We start from the raw sequence: 23,120 nt of genomic DNA on the forward strand, positions 1-23,120 counted from the left end.
CCCCCCCCCCCCCCCCCCCCCGCCGGGGGGCTCTGCCCCCCGGACCCCCCGGAGTATTTCTGGTCCGATCGTGAGGGGAACGGGACTAGTCTTGCGCGCCGGGCGCGGGCCATCTGTCGGCGAGAGCGGCGATCACAGCCCTGTCGGCGTCACAAAGCGCGCCTTCGGCCCCGGGGCGGAAGCGGGCACGGAACGCCGCAAGGAGCGCCGCCTCCTGGCCTTCGGTCCAGTGATAGCCAAAGGCGCGCGCCGCCGTGTAAAAATCCCCGGGCGCTTCCGGTTCAGGCCAGACCGACAGGTCGCGGATCGCAAGACGCCGCCAGTCGAACCGGGGACCCGGGTCGATCTTGCGGCCCACCGCCATGTCGGAATGACCGATCACCGCCTCGGGCGGGATGGTCCAGCGCGCCATGATCCCCGGCAGGAGCGACTCCAGCGTCGCCATCTGCGGTTCGGGAAAGGGCTGCGCGCCGGTATTGGCCAACTCGATCCCGATGGAGCGCGAATTCATGTCGGTGATGCCGCGCCACGCCCCTGCCCCCGCATGCCAGGCGCGCTGCGCCTCGTCGACAAGGTGCCAGAGCCGCCCGTCCTCGGCGATGAGGTAATGCGCAGACACCTCGGCTTCGGGCAGGCACAGCCGTTTGACCGCCGCCTCGGCGCTGGTCATCGCGGTATAGTGCAGGACGATATGGTCGGGCCGCGCGCCGTCCCGCCGCGGCCCGCAATTGGGCGATGCCGGATCGCAGCGGATCAGCCGCGCACCGACCGGAAGACCGACGGGTTCCAGCGGCAGGCAAAGCCGTCGCCGTCCGCATCGAGCCCTTCGCGGTCCTTCTCGGGGCCGCCCGCGGCCAGGAACGCCTCTTGCGCCAGATCGTCCGACGCATAACGGCTGCAGTTGCGCAGTTCCTTCTCCTTCGACGCGAAGGTGCCACGCCGATAGAGCGGCTGACCCACCGCGTTTGTCGTCTGCAGGGCATAGGCCACGATGTTCGGCCCCTCGTTGCCCTGACGCTGGGGCACGGCACCGGGCTGGACCAACTGGTACTGCGCGCGGTTCTGGGCGATCAGCTGCGCATCCTGCGCGATGGACCGTTCGTCCGAGACGGCACCGAAGTCCTGTTCACCCGAGATCCCGGCAGAGTTGGAAACGACCTGCGGCGCGGGATTGGACGGCGAGGCCTCGACCGGCGCCTGGCCGGAATTGGTGTTCTCGGACAGGGCACGCGCGGCCATGTCGGCAACGTCGTTCCCGCCGCTGCCCAGGGGCGCGCTGTCCACCGATGCCGGGGGCTGGATCGTGGTGCCCTGCAACTGGGCATCGACCGCGGCACGGCGGTTGTCGTCGTAATTGTCGAAGCCCACGCCCGCAGCACTGTCCGGGATCCCGGATGTGCAGGCCGCCAGGGCCAGAAGCGTTGCCGAAGTAAGGATCAGGACCCGCATGGTTCGCATCTCTCCTAGAACTGTGACCGGCGCGTTACCACCATTTCGCAGGCTTGCCCACAAAACCCGCCGCCTGTTCGAGCGCGTAGGCGGTATTCAGCAGATCGCCTTCTTCCCAGGGCCGCCCGATCAGCTGCAATCCCAGCGGCAAACCCTGCGCGTTGACGCCCACCGGAACAGAGATACCCGGAAGCCCCGCAAGATTCACCGTCACCGTGAACACATCATTGAGATACATCTTGACCGGATCGGCATCTTCCATCTGCCCCAGCGGGAAGGCGGCCGAGGGCGTCGCGGGCGTGAGGATCGCATCGACACCCTGGTCGAAGGCCTGCTCGAAATCCTGCTTGATCAGGGTCCGGACCTTGCGCGCGCGGTTGTAATAGGCGTCGTAGAACCCCGCCGACAGCACGTAGGTGCCGACCATGACCCGGCGCTGGACCTCGGCGCCGAAGCCTTCGGCGCGGGTCTTTTCGTACATCTCGGTGATGCCGTCGCCCTGTGCCAGCCTGGCCCGGTGGCCATAGCGCACACCGTCGTAGCGCGCGAGGTTCGAGGACGCCTCGGCAGGCGCGATGACGTAATAGGTGGGCAGCGCGTATTTGGTATGCGGCAGAGAGATGTCGACGATCTTCGCGCCCGCATCCGCCAGCATCGCGGCCCCGTTTGACCAGAGCGCCTCGATCTCGTCGGGCATGCCGTCCATCCGGTATTCGCGCGGAATGCCGATGGTCTTGCCCTTGATGTCACCGGTCAGCATCGCCTCGAAATCCGGCACCGGCAGATCCGCCGAGGTCGAATCCTTGGGGTCGTGCCCGCACATCGCCTCGAGCATGATGGCGCAGTCGCGCACGTCCTTGGCCATCGGCCCCGCCTGGTCGAGCGACGAGGCAAAGGCCACGATGCCCCAGCGCGAACAGCGTCCGTAGGTGGGCTTGAGCCCGGTAATGCCGGTGAAGGCGGCGGGCTGGCGGATCGAGCCGCCGGTGTCGGTGCCGGTCGCCCCCAGGCACAGATCGGCGGCCACGGCGGCGGCGGACCCGCCCGACGAGCCACCGGGGGTCAGGTCCTGATCGCCCGCGCGCCAGGGATTGACGGTATTGCCGTAAACCGATGTCTCGTTCGACGATCCCATGGCGAACTCGTCCATGTTGAGCTTGCCCAGCATGACCGCGCCCGCATCGAAGAGCTTGCCCGACACGGTGGATTCGTATTCCGGCAGGAACCCTTCGAGGATGCGGCTCGCCGCCTGGCTCGGCACGCCCTTGGTGCAGAACAGATCCTTGATGCCCAAGGGGATCCCGGTCAGCGCCTGCGCCTCGCCCGCCTTGATCCGCGCATCCGCCGCCCGGGCCATGTCGCGGGCCAGATCGGGCGTCTTGTGCACGAAGGCGCCCAGCGCATCGGCCCCGTCGATGGCCGCAAGGCAGGCGTCGGTCAGCTCAAGGCTGGTCACATCGCCCCTGGCAAGGGCATCGCGCGCCTCGGCGATCTTAAACTTCGACAAGTCCGACATCACTCGACCACCTTCGGCACCGCAAAGAACCCCTCGCGCGCATCGGGCGCGTTCGACAACACCTTGTCCTGCTGATGCCCGTCGGTCACTTCGTCCGCGCGCCGCTTGAGCCGCATCGGCGTGACCGACACCATCGGTTCAACGCCGTCGACGTCAACCTCGGCCAACTGCTCGATAAAACCGAGGATCGTGTTGAATTCCTGCGCCAATTCGGGAAGGTGCGCATCCTCCACCCGGATCCGGGCGAGCTTTGCCACATGTGCTGCGGTGCGTTCGTCGATCGACATCTGTTGCGACCTCTTCTGATGGTCCGTCCTGATTGAGCCTGCGTTTATCGCCCTCGCCGCCGCCCCGCAAGCCAACCCCGGGCGGCAAGGTTGTGCAATCGGCAAAACCCGCGCCGCGATCCCGGGCGCAGCCACGCAAGCCGCCCCCCTTCATCTTTCCCTTAAACGCCGGAGAGCGCGAGAGGCTGGCCTCTCGCACGGGGGGCGGACGGGCTCTGCCCGGCCCGCGACCCGTTGCCCTCGCCTCGCGCGCCGCCCGTGCTACACTGAAATCCCCGCGCTACACTGAAACCAATGCCAAACACACGGAGCTTCACGCGATGAAACTGACCTTCCTCGGCCATGCCTCGTTCCGCATCGAAGCGGCGGACGCGGTGATCCTGCTTGATCCATGGCTTGCCGGAAACCCGGTCTTTCCCGACGCACGCCGCGCCGAGGCCCTGGAGGGCGTCACCCATATCCTGCTGACCCACGCGCATTTCGACCATGCCGACGAAGTCCTCGAGATCGCGCGCGAAGCGTCGGTGCCGGTGGCCGCCATCGCGGACCTTGCGACCTACCTCGGCGATCAGGGCCTTGAGACGATCGGCTTCAACAAGGGCGGCACCATCGATTTGGGCGGCGCACGGATCACCATGGTGCACGCCACCCATTCCTCGACATTCAAGACCGATGCGGGCCCGGTGGCGGCGGGCAGCGAATGCGGCTTCATGATCGCGGCGGACGGCCACACGCTCTATGTCTCGGGCGACACCGATGTCATGGCCGACATGAAGATCTTCAACGACCTGCACGCCCCGGACGCGGCCATCCTCTGCGCGGGCGGGCACTTCACCATGGACATGGAACGCGCGGCCTATGCGGCCCGGACGTTCTTCGACTTCAAGATGGTGATTCCCTGCCACTACAAGACCTTTCCCCTGCTCGAGCAATCCGCCGAGGCACTCAGGGCGGGTTTGCCCGACACCCGTGTCATCGAACCCGAGGTTCTGGTGCCGATCGAACTCTGATTGGTCGCGAAACCCGCAGGAGGGCTTTCCCGGCCCGCCCTCCTTCCGCTACCCTGCCCGTCAAACGGCAAGACGAGAGCAGATGGCAAAAAAGACCCCCCCGCCGAAGCGGATCAACGTCCTGATCGTCGGTCAGGACGGGCGGCTCGGCTATGAGGCCGCGCTTTTCGCGCTGTCGCTTCGCGCCACCACCCCGGATGACCGGTTCCGCCTTTTCATCGCCGAGCCGCAGCCCGGTCCGCTCTGGGATCACGACCCGCGCATCGCGGACCCCGAACTGCGCGCGCTGCTCGAGGATCAGGGCGCAACCCTGCTGCCCTTCGACAGCGTGCATTTCGGCCAGCGTTATCCCTACGGCAACAAGATCGAGGCGCTTTTCGCCCTGCCCCCGGACGAACCGTTCATCTTTTTCGACACCGACACGCTGATCACCGGCGATCTGGGCGCGGTGCCGTTCGACTTCGCCCGGCCCTCGGCGTCCTTGCGGCGCGAAGGCACCTGGCCCGTGATCGAGCTGTACGGCCCGGGCTACACCGCGATCTGGAAAAGCCTTTACAACCGCTTCGGTCTCGATTTCGAAAGCTCGCTCGATCTGTCGCAACCGGACGAATACTGGCGGCGCTACCTCTATTTCAACGCGGGCTATTTCTACTACGAGGCCGCCCGACCCTTTGCCGAACGCTTTCTCGACACCGCGCGCACGATCCGCGACGACGCCCCGCGCGAACTGGTCTGCCAGAGCCTCGATCCCTGGCTCGACCAGGTCGCCCTGCCGCTGGTCATTCACGGCCTCGGCGGTGGGCGCGACAGCCTGCCCGCAGGCTGGCTTGATGGCCAGACGTCCTGCCATTACCGGATGCTGCCGCTGCTTTATGCGCGCGAATCGGATCGCGTGATCGACACGCTTCATGCGATCACCGCCCCGAACCGCGTCAAGAAGGTGCTCAAGGGCCATGAGCCGATCAAGCGCATGGTCTACCAGGGCCGCGGCGCCAAGGTGCGCGCGCTGTTCGACCGGGACGACCTGCCGCGCAAGGAACAGGCGATCCGCAACCGCATCAAGCGCAACGGCTTCTGGATGCGCTAGACCTTGCCGCGCGGGCGGATCAGCCAGGCACCAGATCGTAATGCGTGATCCGGCGCGTTTCGACCAGCGCCGACTCTGCGGCGTCGATATGCGGCGTGTCGATATCGTCCCCGACAAATGCCCTGAGCACGTCGAGATCGCGCCAGATCATCACGAAGCAAAAATCGCGCGGGCTGTCCGGGCGCGCGGCCCCCGGCAAAACCTCGACAATGCCATCGGTGGATTTCATCAACGGTATCGCCGTGTCATGGAAAAAGCGCGCGAAGGCGTCCTCTTTTCCCGGTCGCGTACGAACTTGAAAGACGCGCATGATCATGGGGCCGACCTTTCCTCAGGGTGCGGTTCGTTGCGCGCATGAGACCCTCAATGCGCCCAGCATAGCACAAGGTCCGCCATGCGTCGCGCCGCAGGTTCCGCATGCTACCTATTCCATGCGGCGGGATCATCCCGTAGCGTGCCGCTCGACCGACAAACGCGAGGGACCCCCATGACCGACCAACCGCAATACGGCTTCGACACGCTGCTGATCCATGCCGGCTGCCGCCCCGATCCGACAACCGGCGCGCGCCAGACGCCGATCTACCAGACCACCGGCTACGTGTTCCGCGATGCCGACCACGCCGCGGCGCTTTTCAACCTTCAGGAAGTGGGCTTCATCTACTCGCGCCTGACCAACCCGACCGTGGCGGTGCTGCAGGAAAAGATGGCGATGCTCGAAGGCGGCGTCGGCGCGGTCTGCTGTTCCTCGGGACACGCGGCCCAGATCATGGCGCTGTTCCCGCTGATGGGCCCGGGCCTGAATATTGTCGTGTCGACACGGCTTTACGGCGGCTCGATCACGCAGTTCAGCCAGACCATCAAGCGCTTCGGCTGGTCCGCGACCTTCGTTGATTTCGACGACACCGACGCCATCGCCGCCGCCATCGACGACGACACCCGCGCGATCTTCTGCGAATCGATTGCCAATCCCGGCGGCTACATCACCGACCTCGACGCGATCGCCAAGATCGCCGACAGCGCGGGACTGCCGCTGATCGTCGACAACACCTCCGCCACGCCCTTCCTGTGCAAACCCATCGAGCATGGCGCGACGCTGGTGGTGCATTCGATGACCAAGTACCTGACCGGCAACGGCACCGTCACCGGCGGCGTGGTGGTCGATTCGGGCACCTTCGACTGGTCCGCCTCGGACAAGTTCCCCTCGCTCTCGGCCCCCGAGCCCGCCTATCACGGCCTCAAGTTCCACGAGACGTTCGGATCGCTGGCTTTCACTTTCCACGGCATCGCCATCGGCCTGCGCGACCTTGGCATGACGCTGAATCCGCAAGCCGCGCATTACACGCTGATGGGGATCGAGACGCTGTCCCTGCGCATGAAGAAACACGTCGAGAACGCCGAAACCGTGGCGGCCTGGCTCGAAAAACATGACGCGGTCGAGGCCGTCACCTATGCGGGCCTGCCCTCGTCGCCCTATCACGACCGGGTCGAACGCATCTGTCCCAGGGGCGCGGGTGGCCTCTTCACCGTGGCGCTCAAGGGCGGCTACGATGCCTGCATCAGGTTCGTCGATGCGCTTGAATTGTTCAGCCATGTGGCCAATCTCGGCGATACCCGCAGCCTGGTGATCCATTCGGCCTCGACCACCCACCGCCAGCTTTCCGAAGCGCAGCAGACAGCCGCCGGGGCCGCGCCGAACGTGGTGCGCATCTCGATCGGGATCGAGGATGCCGACGATCTGATCCGCGACCTCGACCAGGCCCTGGCCAAGGCCGGCGGCTGACGCGGCGCAACACCCCCGGGGGCGGCGGCACGACGCGCCGCTGCCCCTCGCGCACCTTGGGTCAAAGGCGCGTCGAACCCCGCTTCATCTTTCCCGCAAAACGCCCGCCGGAGGCAACCGGAGCCGGTGCCCGGCACCGGCGACACGACATGCGCGGGCGCGCTGGCGCGCCCGCCCCGCCGGATCAAAAGGCCAGGATCACGCCACCGAGGCGTTGAAGATCTTTTCGATGTTCGACCCCAGTGCCGCGGTGAACTCCGCATCCGACTGGCCCTTCGACAGACCTTCGGTCAGTGCCCGGCTGAAGCTGGCGACCATCTTTGGGTTTTTCGCCAGCTTTTCGCAGGCCTCATCCGTCGAATACCCGCCCGACAGGGCCACGACCCGCAGCACCCGGGGGTGATCGGCGACCGGATTGTACAAACCCGGCTCCGACGGGATCGTCAGCTTCAGCATCACGTCCTGGCCGTCTTCCAGCGTATCGAGATGCGCGAGGATGGCGTCGCGCAGCAACTCTTCGGCCTCGGACTTGGTCTCGGAATGGATGTTCACTTCCGGTTCCATGATCGGCACCAGCCCCGCCGCGATCACCTGCCGCGCGATGTCGAATTGCTGGGCGACATTGGCCTCGATGCCCGCCGCGTTCGCCGACTGGATCACCGATCGCGCCTTGGTGCCGAAGATGCCCCGGCCCGCCGCCTCTTGCAGAAGCGCGTCGAGCCCGGGCATCGGCTTCATCAGCTGCACGCCATCGGCCTCGTCCTCGAGCCCCTTGTCGATCTTGAGGAACGGCACGATGCCGCGGTCCTGCCAGAGCGCGTCCGCCGTGGGCGTGCCCTCGACCTCGCCGCGCATGGTCTTCTCGAACAGGATCGCGCCCAGGATCGACCTGGACGAAAACGGTTCCGCGGTGATGATCCGCGACCGCATCTGGTGAATCTCCGCGAACATCGCCTCGTCGCCGTCATAGGCACTTTCGTCGACACCATAGAGCCGCAGCGCCTTCGGCGTCGAGCCACCGGATTGATCCAGCGCCGCGATAAAGCCCTGCCCCTCGGCGATCCTGCGTTTCTGGGCTGCAAAGATATCTGGGTTCGGGGCCATGCGCGTCATCCTTCCGGGGCTTGAAAACTGCGCCTCTCATACGACAACGGCAGGCGCATGGATAGATGGATGGCGTCGGCGTTAGCGCTAAGTTTAGCGCTAACTGACTGATTTTACGTCCTCTCGGGCGTCCCTGCGCGTCAGGGACAGGTGAATCCCGTCGCGGGCCCGCACCGTCAGATGCGCCACCGGATCGGGGATCTTGCCCGGCACCGGCGCGATCCGGTAGGCCCGCGCGATCATCGACAGCAGCAAGGGACCCTCGACCATCGCAAAGCCCGCCCCGGTGCAGACCCTCGGGCCTGCCGAGAACGGAATATAGGCGTCGCGGGCGCAGGTCCTGCCATTCTCGGTGACCCAGCGGGCGGGATCGAATGCGTCCGGCCTGTCCCACAACCGCGTGTGACGATGCAGATGCCACGGGCTCAACACCAGTTGCGATCCGGGTGGAACGGCGCGGTCGCGAAACCGTTCGGGGCAGGTATTCTCACGGACCATCATCGGGACCGGCGGATAGAGCCTGAGCGTCTCCCGGAACACATCGCGGCTGACACGCAGCTTGCTCATGTCCGAAAAATCGCCGGTCAGCACCTGCGCCTCCTCGGCCAGACGGTCCTGCCATTCGGGATGGGTCGCCAGCAGGTAAAGCGCCCAGGCCAGCGCCGAGGCCGAGGTCTCGTGCCCGGCAAGAAAGAAGATCGCAACCTGGTCGACCATTTCTTCGGCGGTGAAGGTCTCTCCGGTCTGGGGATCGCGCGTGGTCATGATCTTGGTCGCCAGATCGTCGGGCGCGGTTCCCGCCGCGATCTCGGCCATGCGCCGCTCGGTCAACTGCCGGATCAGATCCCGGATACGACGCGCGGCGGCCCTGGTATCCTTGCGGAAGAACCGCGGCATCCAGCGTGGCAGGGGCACGAAGGCCGCGATATTGAGGATCGGCTGGCTGCGCTGGTAGGCGCGGAATTCGTGGAACACCGCCTGCGCGGTCTCGTTCTCGATCGGGATCGAAAAAAGCGTGCGAAAGATCACGTCGGCTGCCGCATGGCTGGTCTCGGCCTCGACCTCGATGGGGGTGCCCGGCTGCGCACCCAGCCGCGCCACGGCCATTTCGCCCGCGGCCCACATGGCAGACCAGGTGTCGCGCAGACGCCCGCCCTCGAAGGCCGGATCGATGATCCGGCGCTGGCGTTCCCAGGTGTCCCCGTTGGTCAGGAACACGCTGTTGCCCAACAACGGTCGCAACCCTTCGCTGACCCGCCCCGATTTCGGAAAATCGCGGGGGCGCTCCTTCAGGACGGTCTTCACGAGGTCGGGCTGGTTCAGCAGGTAGGACCGGAAAAACGGCGTGCGAAACTCGGCCATCCACGCGCGGTAAAGCCGGGCCGGCTGTGCCGACAGGATGTCCTCGCGAAAGAGCTTCGCATAGCGCCAGAGCGATACCCGGTCGGGCCGGGCGCGGGGCTTGGGCGGTGTCATGCCGCCATGGAGGTGTATTTCGACACCGCAACGTCGATCCGGCTGGCCGAGGGCGGACGGTCGGCGTAGCGCGCGGCCAGCGCCACCGGACCGGCGGTGATCTGGAAGTAGTCGTAGTCGCGCGGACGGTCGAAGGCGCAGAGATACTGGAAATGCAGGCGGAAGAACCGCCAGCGCAGCTCTTGCCAGCGTTCGGGGCTGAGCGAGCGGGTGAATTGCGCCGAGAAGACCAGCGGCCAGCGCTTGCCCTCGGGCGCGACGCCCGACACCGCGACCGGATCGCAAAGCGCGAAGGCGCAGCCATCGCCGGGGGCGGTGACATCGACCCAGACCAGCTCGTCACGGGTGGAAAGATAGTGCAGGTCGGCGCGGATCCGGTCGGCCCGGGGCAGGAAGGACACCATCGGCACCACCTGGCCCAGCGACAGAAACGCAAGACGTGGACCGTTCGCGGGAACCCGCTTTGCACGGATGAGGTCCGCAAGGATCGACACCCCCAGATGCGCCCCCGAGGAATGCCCGACCACCAGCACCTCGTCGACATCCGACGTCAGCGCCTCGGCGATGCGGTCGGCGAAGTCGGCCAGCCGGGCTTCCAGTTCGGGCGGATGGGCGCCCTGATGGCGGGCCGAATAGGAATAGTCGTGCATGAGGTAATACGCAAAGAACTTACCGTCTTTCGCCTTGAACCACCGCAGAATTGCAAGACCCAGTGCCGCGCCGCCCAACCCGCCCAAGGTGCGGGCGAAAAGGTCCGGCAACGGACCGATGAGCTGCACCCCGCGATAGACGCCCCACATCGCCAGAAGCGCAACCAGGGCCTGAACCAGCAACATGCCGATCGGATAGAGCGCGGCGATCACCGGCCCCTTGCGCAGCCGCATCAGCCGCCAGAGCGCGCCCGAGCCGATATAGACCCAGGCGGTGCGCGCGAGGCTCAGATAGGTCGCCGGGATCGACGTCGACATGGACCCTCGGACGATATCGGACCAGACCAGCACCTCGACATCGGCGCTGGCCGATTGCCCGTCGATCACACTGTCCACATGCCAGCCGTAGGGGCCCTTGGTGGTCTTCGGCCTGAGGGTAATCTCATAGCCCGAAATCTTCGCCTGCGCGGTGCCCTCCTTGCGATAGAGCTCGCGGTAGCGGCGCGGGTGAATGGGATCGTAGCCCGGAATATAGAACACCCGGCGGCGTGCCACCTGCCCCTGATCCTTGCCCATGCCATCGTCCTCCACATCGCGTGTGGGTGCGAAGATACCCTGCCTTCGCGGCGCGTTTAAGGCGAGAGATGCACAATTCGGCGGACCGGCGCGCGCGGCGACCGATCCGGTCACCCCAGCGCGGCGAGGGCCGGGAATGTCTCGAGCAACCAGAACGACAGCGCGGTGAACGCACCGGTGACCAGCGCCAGCCCGACGGCCACCAGCATCGCGCCCATGACCTTCTCGATCAGCGCCATATGCCGCTTGATCCGGTTCATCAACCCCATGGCGCGGGTCAGAAAGAGCGCCGCCACCAGGAACGGAACGCCCAGCCCGGCGGCATAGACCGCCAACAGGAGCGCGCCGCGCGTGGCGCTGGATTCAGAGGCCGCAAGCGACAGGATCGCGCCCAGTTGCGGGCCGATGCAGGGCGTCCACCCGAAGGCGAAGGCAAGCCCCAGAACATAGGCGCCAAAGGCCGAGCCGCCCGCATCGCCCGCGTCGATCCGCGCCTCGCGATCAAGGAACGGGATGCGGAACACCCCCAGGAAGTGCAGCCCGAAGACGATCACCACCACACCCGAAATCCGCGCCAGCATCACCTGGTTCTGCAGAAAGAGCGACCCCAGCCAGGACGCCGTGAAGCCCAGCAGGACAAAGACGGTCGACAGCCCCAGGACGAAGAACAGCGCCGCCATTCCCGCCCGCGCCCGCGCCGAGCCGCCGCCCTGCATCTCGCTGACGCTGACCCCTGACATATAGGCCAGGTAAGGCGGCACGATGGGCAGCACGCAGGGGCTGAGGAAGGACAGGCCACCGGCGATCAGCGCCACGACCATGGCGGGCAGCAGGCTGGCATCGATGATCTCAATTCCGAACATGGGCCAAGTCCTATGGCATGCGACAGGCGGCGTCACGCCCCCGCGGCTCACATGCCCGTGGCCGCTCTGAAACATCGTCTTGCACCGCGCCGGGCGGGCCCCGGACCGGGGCGACCGCCGCGCGCGGGGCACGGTCGCGGGCGAGATCCGGATCGACTGGACAGCGGCGCGTGCCTTGCCTATCTCGACGGGCATGACCCATGATCTCGACGCCCGGGGGCTGCTCTGCCCGCTGCCCGTACTGAAAACCCGCAAGCGCCTGTCGGCCCTGTCCGCGGGCGAGCGCATCGCCGTGATCACCGATGATCCCGCCGCGGTCGTGGACATGCCGCATTACTGCCAACAAAGCGGGCACCGGCTGGTCGAAAGCCGCGCCGACGGTGACGCGATGGTCTGGGTGATCGAAAAGGCCTGAGCGGTCGGCAACAACCGGGCATGGGCCGCATCAGGGCCGTCCGGTGCGCCGAGAGGGGCTGCCCGTCGATCCGTTTGACCCCATGTTCATTCAGAGATCATGCGGTTCGTCGGGCGCGGGATGTCAGGAACATTCCGCGCCCGATTTGGTCAGCGACCGAGGTTCCACCAACCGCGCTTTTTCGGTTTGTCGGCTTCTTCATCGGCGAAATCCGCGCCGTCCACCGTCTCGAGCGGGCGCACCTCGTCAACCGCGATCGCGGTTTCCTCGGGTGCCGGTGCGGGGGCGGCCTGCCCGGTTTCAGCGGCTGCGGGCTCGGGTTCGGCCGGGGTTTCGGCGATCTTTTCGTCGACGGCGACAGGTTCCGGCTGCGGCTCGGGTGCCGCTTCGGGCGCGGCGACAGCCTCGGCCTCGTTCTCAGCCACCGGCTCCGATGCGGCGCTGGCATCCAGAGCCTCTTCCGCCAGTTCCGGTTCCGCCTTCTTGCGGCGCGGTGCCCGACGGCGCGACTTCGGCTTGTCCTCTGTCGCCTCGGGCGCGGGCGCGGGCGCGTCGGCATCCGACGGCGCAACCGTCGCATCCTCGGCTCCGGCCCCGGCCTCGGCCTCAGTCTCTAGCCCCGCGTCAGCGTCGGCCGTCGGCTTCTTGCGACTGCGCGTGCGGGTGCGTTTGGGCTTGTCGGCGGGCGCGTCCGCCGCGTCCGCGTCCGTCGCGTCGGCACCTTGTTCCGGCGACCCGGTGTCGTCGTCAGAGGCTTCGGCGTCGCCGTTGCCCTGCGCGTCCTGTCCGTCACCGTTGCCGTTCTTCTTGCTCCGCCGGCGCCGACGACGGCGTTTCTTGGGCTTCTGATCATCCTCGTCCGCGCTGGCGTCGGCTTCGGACGATGCCTCGGACCGATCGGACGCCGCTTCGGCCTCTGCCTCGGCGTCGGCCAATGCCTCGGCTTCGGCGGCCGCCGCTGCGTCGTCCGCGTCGATGGCATCCATGATCGAGGTATCGACCGACACCACCGGTGCCGTCGCCTCGGGGACGATGCGCGAGGAGGTCTTGAACTTCTCGATCGAGAAATCGGGCGATACCAGTGTCGGATCGCCTTCGACCTGCACCGCCATCCCGTAGCGTTGCTCGATCTGGGCGATATGTTCGCGCTTCTGGTTCATCAGGTAGTTGGCGACCACGACCGGGGCCTTGACGCAGACCTCCTTGGAGCGACGGCGCGTGCCCTCTTCCTCGATCTGGCGCAGGATCTGCAGCGCCATGTTGTCGTCCGACCGGATCAGGCCGGTGCCGTGGCAGGCCGGGCAAGGCTGGGTCGTCGCCTCGATCATGCCCGGGCGCAGACGCTGACGCGACATCTCGAGCAGACCGAAGCCCGAGATCCGGCCCACCTGGATGCGGGCGCGGTCGGTCTTGAGCTTGTCCTTGATCTTCTTCTCGACAGCGGCGTTGTTCTTGCGCTCGTCCATGTCGATGAAGTCGATCACGATGAGACCCGCAAGGTCGCGCAGACGCAGCTGACGGGCCACTTCCTCGGCGGCTTCGAGGTTGGTCTTGGTCGCCGTCTCCTCGATCGAGCCTTCCTTGGTGGCCCGGCCCGAGTTCACGTCGATCGCCACCAGCGCCTCGGTGACGCCGATCACGATGTAGCCGCCGGATTTCAGCTGCACCGTCGGATTGAACATCGACGACAGGTAGGATTCGACCTGATGGCGCGCGAACAGCGGCATCGCGTCGGTGTAGAGCTTCACGTTCTTGGCGTGGGACGGCATGATCATCTTCATGAAGTCCTTGGCGATGCGGTAGCCGCGTTCGCCCTCGACGAAGACCTCGTCGATCTCGCGGTTATAGAGGTCGCGGATCGAGCGTTTGATCAGGTCGCCCTCTTCGTAGATCTTGGCCGGTGCGATCGATTTCAGCGTCAGCTCGCGGATCTGTTCCCAGAGGCGCTGAAGGTATTCGTAGTCGCGCTTGATCTCGGTCTTGGTGCGCTTGGCACCCGCCGTGCGCACGATCAGGCCCGCGCCCTTCGGCACCTCGATCGACGAGGCGATTTCCTTGAGCTTGGAGCGATCCGCGGAATTGGTGATCTTGCGGGAAATGCCGCCGCCACGGGCGGTGTTGGGCATCAGCACGCAGTACCGCCCGGCCAGCGACAGGTAGGTGGTCAGCGCAGCACCCTTGTTGCCGCGTTCTTCCTTGACCACCTGCACCAGAAGGATCTGGCGCACCTTGATCACTTCCTGGATCTTGTAGCGCCGCGCCCGGGGTTTGCGCACCGGGCGGATGTCTTCCTCGGTGTCGTCGTCGGCTACGGATTCGATGGTTGCGTCGCGCGCGACGGCCCCTTCGGACTTGGCAATCGCCGCATCCTCGGCCGCGTCGGCACCGTTTTCGGCGTCCGCGCCTGCGTCCGTATCGGTCTCGGCATCGCTGTCGGACTCGGGCTCTTCCACCGGAGTTTCGGCCACCGTTTCCATCGGCGAGAGGCCTTCGGTCCCGGTGTCGTCGTCGTCCTCGGACAGGTCGATGGTTTCCATCCCTGCGACGCCATCGGCATCCCGGGTGGCGACCACGTCACCGGTCTCGGCCTTTTCGGGCTCGGCCTTGCGGCTGCGCGTGCGGCGGCGGGATTTCGGCTTGGGGGCCTCGTCCTCGGCCTCTGCGCGGGCCTGGGCTTCATCTTCCTCCATCAGCGCCAGACGGTCGGCGACGGGGATCTGGTAATAGTCCGGGTGAATTTCGGAAAACGCGAGGAAGCCGTGGCGGTTGCCACCGTAGTCGATGAAGGCCGCCTGCAGCGACGGCTCGACCCGTGTTACCTTGGCGAGATATATGTTACCGGCGAGCTGCCGCTTCTTTTCCGATTCAAAGTCGAATTCCTCGACCTTGTTTCCGTCCACCACCACAACGCGGGTTTCTTCCGCGTGGGTGGCGTCGATGAGCATCTTCTTTGCCATATTGTCCGTTTGCACGGCCTCGAGCCCCCGCCCCTGTCGGCGCGGAGGATGGATAAGCCTGTGTCTTGTCTGAGCGATGCACGGATACGCGGGCGGCAAGCGAACACGAATGCGCCCTGCCTGTCCTGCCTCGTCTGTATCGCGCGTATCATCGCATGTTGTCCCTGGCGCGCACCGGGCAATTGCCTGGACCGTCGCCGACTAGATTGCCCGTCACCCGTAAAGAGAGGCGCAGGCAGAGTGAGGTGGCCGGTGTGGCCGTATCGGTCTGTCAGGACGAGGCAAACCGTAGCGGTCCATGGGCCCCTGCCCGTTCAGCGAATTCGGGGGCAAAGACATCTCTTCGCCAACATCTGCACCTTACGCGGGAAAAGCGTCAAAACACAATGACCAATTCAAGCCTTTGATCCAAGCGCCGCGAGGCTGGCGAAGGGTTTAGCCCGGCGCGCGCAACCGTTTGATAAGGCTCGATGTATCCCACCGTCCGCCGCCCATCTTCTGCACGTCCTTGTAGAATTGATCCACCAGCGCAGTCACCGGCAGCGACGCCCCGACCGCATCGCCCGTCTGCAGGCAGATGCCCAGATCCTTGCGCATCCAGTCGACCGCGAAGCCGTGATCGAAATGATCGTCGAGCATCGTCTCGGAGCGGTTCTGCATCTGCCACGACCCGGCGGCGCCCTGGCTGATCACCTCGACCACGGCGCGCCCGTCAAGGCCCGCCTTCTCGGCGAAGTGCAGCGCCTCGGACAAGCCTTGCACCAGCCCCGCGATGGCGATCTGGTTGCACATCTTGGTCATCTGGCCAGCCCCGCTTTCGCCGATCCGGCGGCACAGTTTCGCATAGGCGTCGATGATCGGTTCGGCCTTGGCATAGGCGTCCGCGTCGCCGCCGCACATCACCGACAGCGCACCGTTTTCGGCCCCCGCCTGCCCGCCCGAGATCGGCGCATCGACGAACGCGATGCCGCGGGCCTTGGCGGCGGCATAGAGTTCGGACGTGACCTCTGCCGAGACCGTGGTGTGATCGACGAAGACCGCGCCCTCGGCCATGCCCGCGAAGGCCCCGTCATCGCCCAGGCAAACGCTGCGCAAATCGTCGTCGTTGCCGACGCAGCACATCACGAAGTCCTGACCCTGGGCGGCGGCGCGCGGTGTCTGCTGCGCGGTTCCGCCATGTTCTGCGGCCCAGCGTTCCGCCTTGGCGAAGGTGCGGTTGTAGACGGAAACGTCATGGCCATTGGCCTGCAGGTGCCCGGCCATCGGGTACCCCATCACGCCCAGCCCCAGAAATGCGCATTTTGCCATGACCGTTCTCCCTCGTTCTGTCATCTTGTGCAATTGTGACCGCTGTTGTCGCCGCCGGGCGATCCCTTGGCAACCGCTGGCTTTGGGTTTAGTGCCCGGACCCGTGCGCCCGGGCGATCCCGGTGCGCCTGATCTGCGTGCGACTGAGAGGACGATATGCGGCTTTTGTTCCGTTGGCTGGTGCGACTGGTGGGGGCCGCCCTGATATTGGGCGCGCTGGCCGTGGCGCTGGTCTATTACCTCGGCTCGCGGTCGCTGCCCGACTACGACACGCGGCGGACCATGGCAGAGCTTGCCGAACCGGTCGAGATCGTGCGCGACAATTCCAACGTGCCGCACATCATGGCCAGCACCGATGCGGATGCGTTTTTCGGTCTGGGCTACGTCCATGCGCAGGACCGGCTTTGGCAGATGACGCTGATGCGGCGCACGGCGCAGGGCCGCCTCTCCGAGATGTTCGGCACCCGCACGATCGAGACCGACAAGCTGTTGCGCAGGCTCGATCTTTACGGCCTCGCCCGGCAAAGTTTCGCCGCTCAGGATGACCGTACCAAGGCCGCGTTGCGGGCCTATGCCGCCGGGGTGAATGCCCGTATCGCCGAGATCAACAGCGACAGCCTTGGCCGGGGCGCGCCCGAGTTCTTCATGTTTGGCGCGCCCCTGGCGCCGTGGCAACCGGCGGATTCGCTGGCCGCGATCAAGCTGATGGCGCTGCAACTGGCGGGTCATCTGTCGAACGAGGTGCTGCGCGCGCGCACCTCTCTGGCATTGGCCGACCCCGAACGGCTGGTCGACATCCTGCCCGACATGCCGGGGGCCGGGGTCGCGGCGCTGCCGGAATATTCCAGCCTCGCGCCCGGCGCTGGACGGTATGCCAGCCTGCCGCAAGCGCCCACCGGGCCGCTGTGGCCGGTGCCCGAACCCGGGCTGGCCGGTGCCTCGAACGCCTGGGCGGCGGATGCGTCGCGGTCTGCCTCGGGCGGGGCGCTTCTGGCCAACGACCCGCATCTGGGCTTCACCGCACCGACGATCTGGTATCTGGCACGGCTGGAGCTGTCCTCGGGCGGCGTGATCGGCGGCACCGTTCCCGGCATTCCCGCCGTCATGGTCGGCCGATCCGAGCAGCTGGGCTGGGCCTTGACGTCGTCCTACCTGGACGATCAGGACCTGCATCTTGAACGCCTCAATCCCGACAACAGCGAACAGTATCAGGGCGTTGACGGGTGGCGACGGTTCGAGACCCGGCGCTCGATCATAGAGATCAGGGACGCAACGCCGGTCACCATCACGATGCGCTGGACCGAGAACGGCCCGGTGCTGCCCGCCACGCAATTCGACCTCGGGGCCATCACCCCGCCCGGACACGTGATGTCGCTTTCCTGGACCGCGCTGTCGGCAGAAGACACCTCGATGAGCGCCGCCATCGGGCTGATGTTCGCCCACAGCATCGATGCCGCCATCGAGGCCAGCAGCGCCACGGTCGCGCCGTCGCAGATGCTGACACTGGCCGATGGCGAACGGGTTGCGATGCAGCTTGTCGGCGCGATGCCCCGCCGCGATGCCAACCACCAGAGCCAGGGCCGCCTGCCGAGCCCCGGCTGGATCGCGGCCAACCGCTGGCAGGGCATGTTGCCCTACGCGGCCAATCCGCGCTTCGTCGATCCGGTCGGCGGCATTGTCGGCAATACCAACAACAAGGTTCTCGACCGGCCCTTCCCGATGCATGTGAGTTACCGGTGGGGCGACAGCCAGAGGGTCGTCCGCTGGCGCACGCTGATGCAGGGGCGCGCGGTGCATACCCGTGACAGCTTCATCGAATTCCAGCTCGATACCGTATCCGCCGCCGCCCGCACCCTGCTGCCGCTGATCGGGGCGGATCTGTGGTTCACCGGCGAGGCCGCGGCAGAAGGCACACCCGGACGCCGCCGCCGCGAAGCGCTCGATCTGCTGGCGGACTGGAACGGCGAGATGAGCGAACATCTGCCCGAACCGCTGATCTATGCCGCCTGGCTGCGGTTTCTGCAGGACCGGCTGATCCGCGACGACCTCGGGCCGCTGGCCGACGCGTTTACCCGCATCGAGCCGTTGTTCATCGAACGCGTGTACCGCGATGTCGACGGCGCGTCGGTATGGTGCGACGTGGCACGCTCGGCGGTCGAGGAAACCTGCTCGGACATCGCCCGCCTGGCGCTGGACGATGCGCTGGTCTGGATCGAGGAGACCTACAACACCACGCTCGCCTCGCTGCGCTGGGGCGATGCCCACGAGGCCACGCATGATCACCAGGTTCTGGGCGAGGTGCCGGTGCTGTCGGCCTTCGTCAACATCCGCCAATCCACCAGCGGCGGGGACTTTACCCTGCAGCGCGGCCTTACCCAGGGGCGCGGGCCGAACCCGTTTCTGAACGTGCACGGGGCGGGTTATCGCGGGGTCTACGACTTCGCCGATCCGGATTCCTCGGTCTTCATCACCGCGACCGGGCAATCGGGGCACTTCCTGTCGCGGCATTATGACGACCTCGGACAGCTTTGGCGGCGCGGTGAATACATCCCGATGTCGCTGGATCCCGATCTGGCGCGGGCGGCGGCGGTCGGCATAACCTGGCTGACGCCCGACGAGGGCTGACAAGCCCTTAAGACAAAACCCTTTTGTGATGCCTGACGCGGGCCGGATCTGACCGGATCGGCGGAAATTGGCCCGTCCGTACCGCACCGGTTTTTGGTGAACGGGTATTTTTATGCTATGGATACCGCCATAGTTGATTCCAATTAGTTCAAATTTTATTCCTCAGGAGAAATTTTATGTCCCATACGGACTCCGTGTGGCGTGCCTCGAGGTATGCCCGATACATTCCCGATACCGACACCTCCGGTGGTTTTCTGCACAACAGCTTCATGGGCGCGCTCTTGCGGGTTCCGCCTGACGCCACGCGCCAGATCGGTGCCTGGCTTGACACCCTGCGGCAGAAGAACCGGGCCGAGCAGCCGGTGCTGACCGCGCGCGACGCATTCGCCCAGGAATTGCTGCGGCAGGGCTTTGTCGTGCCCGAGGAACTGGACGAGGAAACCCGCGCCGAGGATCTTCTGCAACGCGAACGGGACTACGGCACGCATATCATCATCCTGCCGCATGAGGACTGCAATTTCCGCTGCACCTACTGCTACGAGAGCTTCGAGCGCGGCAAGATGAGCCCCGAGATCGTCGCGGGTCTCAAGGCCCATGTGGCGCGCGAGATCGACAACATGCAGCTTCTGAACGTCGGCTGGTTCGGCGGCGAACCCTGCATCGCCCGCGACGTGATCTACGACCTGTCGGCGGAGTTTCAGAGGCTTTGCGCCGAGGCCGGGATCCGCTATCGCGCGGCGATCACCACCAACGGCTACTTTCTCGACGATGTCACGGTCGAACGGCTTCTCGATGCCGGGATCGAGCATTTCCAGATCACCATCGACGGCTCGGAAGAGGCGCATGATACCGTGCGCCGCCTGCGCGGCGGGCAGCCCACCTACCGGCGCATCTTCAACAACCTCGTGGGCATGACCAGGCAGGATCGGGACTTCTCGGTGGCGGTGCGGGTCAATTTCAACCTGCTGACGATCCGCACCATCGACGACTTCCTGGCCGAAGCCGCGCCCGAACTGGCGTCGGACCCGCGCTTCTTTCTGGATTTTCACGCTGTCGGTCGCTGGGGCGGGCCAAACGACGACGTCATGGCCGTGGTCGCGGAACAAAGCGCCGCCGAGGCAAGGCTGGGGCTGATGAAGCAGTCGCAATGCCATGGCTTTCCCGCGACCTCGGCGCTGGATGCGCTGAAACCGCATGGTGCTGCCTGCTACGCGGGCAAGGCATCGTCAATGGTCGTGGGTTCGGACGGGACGATCTACAAATGCACCGTCGCCTTCGAGGACGACCGCAACAAGGTCGGCAAGCTTTATCCCGACGGCACGCTCGAGATCGACAGCGCCAAGTGGCGATCCTGGGTCCTGCCGCATTCGCCCAGCGGCAAGTGCAACACCTGTTCGTTCTCAGCCGCCTGCCAGAGCCGCGCCTGCCCGCTGGCGGCGATGGATCAGGGAGAGCCCCCCTGCCCGTTCACCGCTGCCGATTACGAACGCATGGTCACGGTCGCCGCGCATCAATTGATGGACGCCGACCAGCCTTCCGCGGCCTGACCGCCGCGGATACCCGGGCGGGCGACCCGCCCGATCGATAACGAAAGACCTTTGAAAGGAAATTGTTATGGACACCAAGAAACTGGCCAATGAAGCCATGGCCGCGCGAAAACAGATCATCGACGCGCAGATGACGCTCTGGAACACCCGGCTCGAAGCGCTGGTGGATGCGGGCGACGTCGGCTCGGTGATGGACCATCTGTCCAGCCCGGTCGAAGACAAGATCGACAACTGCGGCTGTAACGTGCAGTGCGGTGCGCTGCGCGAGGACATCGGCGGACTTGTCAATCCCGCCGGTCTGAACCGGCGATAGGAGGATAAAATGGCACTTACCCCCCAACAGGTGAAGACGATCTCGGAGGCGCAGAAGTCCAAGATCGAGGCGCAGACCCAATTGTGGAACCTGCGGCTGAGCGCGGCTGTCGATAGCGGCAACACCGCATCGGTTCTCGAACGCATCGGGGCGTCCGTGGCGGACGATATCAACAATTGCGGCTGCAACGTGCAATGCGGAGCGCTGCAAGAAGGTCTCGCCACCACGGTCAATCCGGGCGTCGTCCGTCGGTAGGCGGCAGGCGGTGACGCTGACAACACAGCAGATCGCGGCGGCGGCAGAGGCCAGACGGGCCATCGCCGCCGCCGAGACGCAGCTTTGGAACCTGCGCCTGTCAGCCGCGGCCGAACTTGGCGACACCATGGCCAGGATCGACCTCGCCGGTGGCGCGATCACCAACACGCCAAACAATTGCCAATGCAACAGCCCGCAATGCAATCTGGTCGGTGGAATGCTTGGTGGCGGGCGCTTGCGCCGCTGAGCAGGAGCTGGCCCCCGCGCCCCCGCGGGGGCCGGTGTGCCGACTGTTATTCCTGCGACCCGACCCGCGCGAAACGCGCCGCGTCCTTGGCGGACCAGCGCACCGACAGGGTGTAGCCGTCATCGCCCTGGGTTTCGGATTCGACCAGTCCGCGCTCGAACAGCCAGGCGCGCTTGCGCCCGTCCGCAAAGCCCAGGCTGATCTCTTCCAGACGGGTTTCGCCCTCGAGTCTCTCGGCCACGGCCTCAAGAAAGGCGTCGAGACCTTCGCCGGTCAGCGCCGAGATCGCGAAGACGTCCTCTTCACGCTCGGCCCGGGCCGAAAAGCCTGTTCGCGCCTCGTCGTCGAGCATGTCGATCTTGTTCCAGACCTCAAGCTGCGGCGTCGCGTCGTCCAGACCGAGCGAGGCCAGGATCGCGCCGACATCCGCGGCCTGTTCTTCGGTATTGGGATGGGCGATGTCGCGCACATGCACGATCAGGTCCGCCGCCGTCACCTCTTCGAGGGTGGCGCGGAAGGCCGCGACCAGTTCGGTCGGCAGGTTCGAGATGAAGCCCACCGTGTCCGACAGGATGACCTCTGGCCCCGAGGCCAGCGTGACGGCGCGCATGGTCGGATCGAGGGTCGCGAACAGCATGTCCTTGGCCATCACCTCGGCCCCGGTCAGACGGTTGAACAGCGTCGACTTGCCCGCGTTCGTATAGCCCACCAGCGCCACGATCGGGAACGGCACCTTGGCCCGCGCCGCGCGGTGCAGCGACCGGGTGCGGACCACCTTGTCCAGTTGCCTGCGCAGCCGCACCAGTTGCTCGTCGATGGCCCGCCTGTCCGCTTCGATCTGGGTCTCGCCGGGGCCGCCGACAAAGCCAAGCCCGCCGCGCTGGCGTTCAAGGTGTGTCCAGGCCCGAACGAGGCGGGTGCGCTGATAGCTCAGATGCGCCATCTCGACCTGCAGAACGCCTTCGCGGGTGGCGGCGCGGTCCGAGAAGATTTCAAGGATCAGCCCGGTCCGGTCGAGCAGTTTCACCTTCCAGGCGCGTTCGAGGTTGCGTTGCTGGACCGGCGTGACCGGCCCATCGACAAGGACCAGCTCGACCTCGTGTTCCTGGAAAATGCGGCCCAGTTCCTCGATCTTGCCCTTGCCGAACAACTCGCCCGGATGCGGCTTCGGCAGCGGCACGATGGTCTGGCCCACCACTTCGAGGTTCGGCAACGCCACGGCAAGCGCCACCGCTTCGTCGATGGCGATCTCGGCATCGCGGCGGTCGCGGTCGCTCTTGATGTTGGGATGCAGGACCCAGGCGCGGGTCACATGCGCGTCGTGTTCGTTCAAGACCCCTCGCCGTCGCCATCATAGAGGTTGATCGGTTGCGCAGGCATGATCGTGCTGATCGCGTGCTTGTAGACCAGCTGGGATTGCCCATCGCGGCGCAAAAGCACGCAAAAGTTGTCAAACCAGGTAATGACGCCCTGCAATTTGACGCCGTTGATCAAAAAGACCGTCACCGGGACCTTGGTTTTGCGAACGTGATTAAGAAATGCATCCTGGAGATTTTGTTTATCAGAAGCCATTGAAAAGCCTTTTGTTCTTGTCTGCGCCATGGACCGTGGCGCCCCTCGCCGAGCGAGAGTATGGATTGCGCCTGCGCGAGTTT

Annotated in this window: 22 protein-coding genes; 9 read left to right on the forward strand and 13 right to left on the reverse strand. The window is 65.8% G+C overall.

Annotation, left to right across the window (positions count from 1 at the left end; genetic code table 11):
* Positions 1-85 precede the first annotated feature (85 nt).
* The 4 genes from ACXYMN_RS03700 to gatC form a co-directional block, all read right to left on the reverse strand.
* Positions 86-670 carry an N-acetylmuramoyl-L-alanine amidase gene (locus tag ACXYMN_RS03700; protein WP_459012082.1) on the reverse strand — a complete coding sequence of 195 codons (585 nt, stop codon included), beginning with the start codon at positions 668-670 and terminating at the stop codon, positions 86-88.
* An 83-nt stretch (positions 671-753) separates the two neighbouring features.
* Positions 754-1,449: a hypothetical protein gene (locus tag ACXYMN_RS03705; RefSeq protein WP_459012084.1), complete on the reverse strand. Its 696-nt coding sequence runs from the start codon at positions 1,447-1,449 to the stop codon at positions 754-756.
* A 34-nt stretch (positions 1,450-1,483) separates the two neighbouring features.
* A complete protein-coding gene (gatA, locus tag ACXYMN_RS03710) occupies positions 1,484-2,965 on the reverse strand; it encodes an Asp-tRNA(Asn)/Glu-tRNA(Gln) amidotransferase subunit GatA (protein ID WP_459012085.1) in 1,482 nt (493 codons plus the stop codon).
* A complete protein-coding gene (gene gatC / locus ACXYMN_RS03715; protein ID WP_459012086.1) occupies positions 2,965-3,252 on the reverse strand; it encodes an Asp-tRNA(Asn)/Glu-tRNA(Gln) amidotransferase subunit GatC in 288 nt (95 codons plus the stop codon). The genes gatA and gatC overlap by 1 nt, the downstream gene beginning before the upstream one ends.
* A 320-nt stretch (positions 3,253-3,572) precedes the next feature.
* Between gatC and ACXYMN_RS03720 the strand changes: the two genes are divergently transcribed.
* The gene (locus tag ACXYMN_RS03720; RefSeq protein ID WP_459012087.1) at positions 3,573-4,262 is read left to right on the forward strand and encodes a metal-dependent hydrolase; all 690 of its coding nucleotides are present in this window, start codon (positions 3,573-3,575) and stop codon (positions 4,260-4,262) included.
* A gap of 82 nt (positions 4,263-4,344) precedes the next feature.
* Positions 4,345-5,349, forward strand: coding sequence for a hypothetical protein (locus ACXYMN_RS03725; RefSeq protein ID WP_459012088.1), 1,005 nt, complete (start codon positions 4,345-4,347; stop codon positions 5,347-5,349).
* A gap of 19 nt (positions 5,350-5,368) precedes the next feature.
* Here ACXYMN_RS03725 and ACXYMN_RS03730 read toward each other — a convergent pair whose 3' ends face one another.
* Entirely contained in the window at positions 5,369-5,578 is a 210-nt protein-coding gene (locus tag ACXYMN_RS03730; protein WP_459012089.1) for a hypothetical protein, read from the reverse strand.
* Between the two features lie 258 nt (positions 5,579-5,836).
* Between ACXYMN_RS03730 and ACXYMN_RS03735 the strand changes: the two genes are divergently transcribed.
* Positions 5,837-7,129, forward strand: a complete 1,293-nt coding sequence (locus ACXYMN_RS03735; RefSeq protein ID WP_459012090.1) for an O-acetylhomoserine aminocarboxypropyltransferase/cysteine synthase family protein — start codon at positions 5,837-5,839, stop codon at positions 7,127-7,129.
* 198 nt (positions 7,130-7,327) lie between these two features.
* On the opposite strand, the gene ACXYMN_RS03740 is transcribed toward ACXYMN_RS03735, so the two are convergent.
* The 4 genes from ACXYMN_RS03740 to ACXYMN_RS03755 all read right to left on the reverse strand — a co-directional run bounded on the left by ACXYMN_RS03740 (position 7,328) and on the right by ACXYMN_RS03755 (position 11,798).
* Positions 7,328-8,233, reverse strand: coding sequence for a fructose bisphosphate aldolase (locus ACXYMN_RS03740; RefSeq protein WP_459012091.1), 906 nt, complete (start codon positions 8,231-8,233; stop codon positions 7,328-7,330).
* A 99-nt stretch (positions 8,234-8,332) separates the two neighbouring features.
* Positions 8,333-9,709 (reverse strand): cytochrome P450, encoded by a 1,377-nt coding sequence (locus ACXYMN_RS03745; RefSeq protein WP_459012093.1) that lies wholly within the window; start codon positions 9,707-9,709, stop codon positions 8,333-8,335.
* Positions 9,706-10,935: a hypothetical protein gene (locus ACXYMN_RS03750; protein ID WP_459012094.1), complete on the reverse strand. Its 1,230-nt coding sequence runs from the start codon at positions 10,933-10,935 to the stop codon at positions 9,706-9,708. The genes ACXYMN_RS03745 and ACXYMN_RS03750 overlap by 4 nt, the downstream gene beginning before the upstream one ends.
* Before the next feature lie 110 nt (positions 10,936-11,045).
* On the reverse strand, positions 11,046-11,798 hold the full coding sequence (locus ACXYMN_RS03755) for a cytochrome c biogenesis CcdA family protein (RefSeq protein ID WP_459012095.1): 753 nt from the start codon (positions 11,796-11,798) through the stop codon (positions 11,046-11,048).
* Between the two features lie 79 nt (positions 11,799-11,877).
* Between ACXYMN_RS03755 and ACXYMN_RS03760 the strand changes: the two genes are divergently transcribed.
* The gene (locus ACXYMN_RS03760) at positions 11,878-12,213 is read left to right on the forward strand and encodes a sulfurtransferase TusA family protein (RefSeq protein WP_459012096.1); all 336 of its coding nucleotides are present in this window, start codon (positions 11,878-11,880) and stop codon (positions 12,211-12,213) included.
* A 149-nt stretch (positions 12,214-12,362) separates the two neighbouring features.
* Here the strand turns inward: ACXYMN_RS03760 and ACXYMN_RS03765 are convergent, their stop codons facing one another.
* Together ACXYMN_RS03765 and ACXYMN_RS03770 are read right to left on the reverse strand one after the other, a co-directional pair.
* Positions 12,363-15,170, reverse strand: a complete 2,808-nt coding sequence (locus tag ACXYMN_RS03765; RefSeq protein ID WP_459012097.1) for an Rne/Rng family ribonuclease — start codon at positions 15,168-15,170, stop codon at positions 12,363-12,365.
* A 435-nt stretch (positions 15,171-15,605) separates the two neighbouring features.
* Positions 15,606-16,478: an NAD(P)-dependent oxidoreductase gene (locus ACXYMN_RS03770; RefSeq protein ID WP_459012098.1), complete on the reverse strand. Its 873-nt coding sequence runs from the start codon at positions 16,476-16,478 to the stop codon at positions 15,606-15,608.
* A gap of 156 nt (positions 16,479-16,634) precedes the next feature.
* Between ACXYMN_RS03770 and ACXYMN_RS03775 the strand changes: the two genes are divergently transcribed.
* The 5 genes from ACXYMN_RS03775 (at position 16,635) to ACXYMN_RS03795 (ending at position 21,465) form a co-directional block, all read left to right on the forward strand.
* Positions 16,635-19,103: a penicillin acylase family protein gene (locus ACXYMN_RS03775; RefSeq protein WP_459012099.1), complete on the forward strand. Its 2,469-nt coding sequence runs from the start codon at positions 16,635-16,637 to the stop codon at positions 19,101-19,103.
* 176 nt (positions 19,104-19,279) lie between these two features.
* Positions 19,280-20,650, forward strand: coding sequence for a radical SAM protein (locus tag ACXYMN_RS03780; protein ID WP_459012101.1), 1,371 nt, complete (start codon positions 19,280-19,282; stop codon positions 20,648-20,650).
* Between the two features lie 67 nt (positions 20,651-20,717).
* Positions 20,718-20,963 carry a hypothetical protein gene (locus ACXYMN_RS03785; RefSeq protein ID WP_459012102.1) on the forward strand — a complete coding sequence of 82 codons (246 nt, stop codon included), beginning with the start codon at positions 20,718-20,720 and terminating at the stop codon, positions 20,961-20,963.
* Between the two features lie 9 nt (positions 20,964-20,972).
* Entirely contained in the window at positions 20,973-21,218 is a 246-nt protein-coding gene (locus ACXYMN_RS03790; protein WP_459012104.1) for a hypothetical protein, read from the forward strand.
* Positions 21,219-21,228: 10 nt separating this feature from the next.
* Positions 21,229-21,465: a hypothetical protein gene (locus tag ACXYMN_RS03795; protein ID WP_459012105.1), complete on the forward strand. Its 237-nt coding sequence runs from the start codon at positions 21,229-21,231 to the stop codon at positions 21,463-21,465.
* A 46-nt stretch (positions 21,466-21,511) separates the two neighbouring features.
* On the opposite strand, the gene hflX is transcribed toward ACXYMN_RS03795, so the two are convergent.
* The gene (hflX, locus tag ACXYMN_RS03800; RefSeq protein ID WP_459012106.1) at positions 21,512-22,798 is read right to left on the reverse strand and encodes a GTPase HflX; all 1,287 of its coding nucleotides are present in this window, start codon (positions 22,796-22,798) and stop codon (positions 21,512-21,514) included.
* The gene (hfq, locus tag ACXYMN_RS03805; protein ID WP_459012354.1) at positions 22,795-23,037 is read right to left on the reverse strand and encodes an RNA chaperone Hfq; all 243 of its coding nucleotides are present in this window, start codon (positions 23,035-23,037) and stop codon (positions 22,795-22,797) included. Before hfq ends, hflX begins: the two co-directional genes overlap by 4 nt.
* Positions 23,038-23,120: the final 83 nt, after the last annotated feature.

It is taken from the genome of Roseivivax sp. CAU 1753 (genome assembly GCF_054482575.1).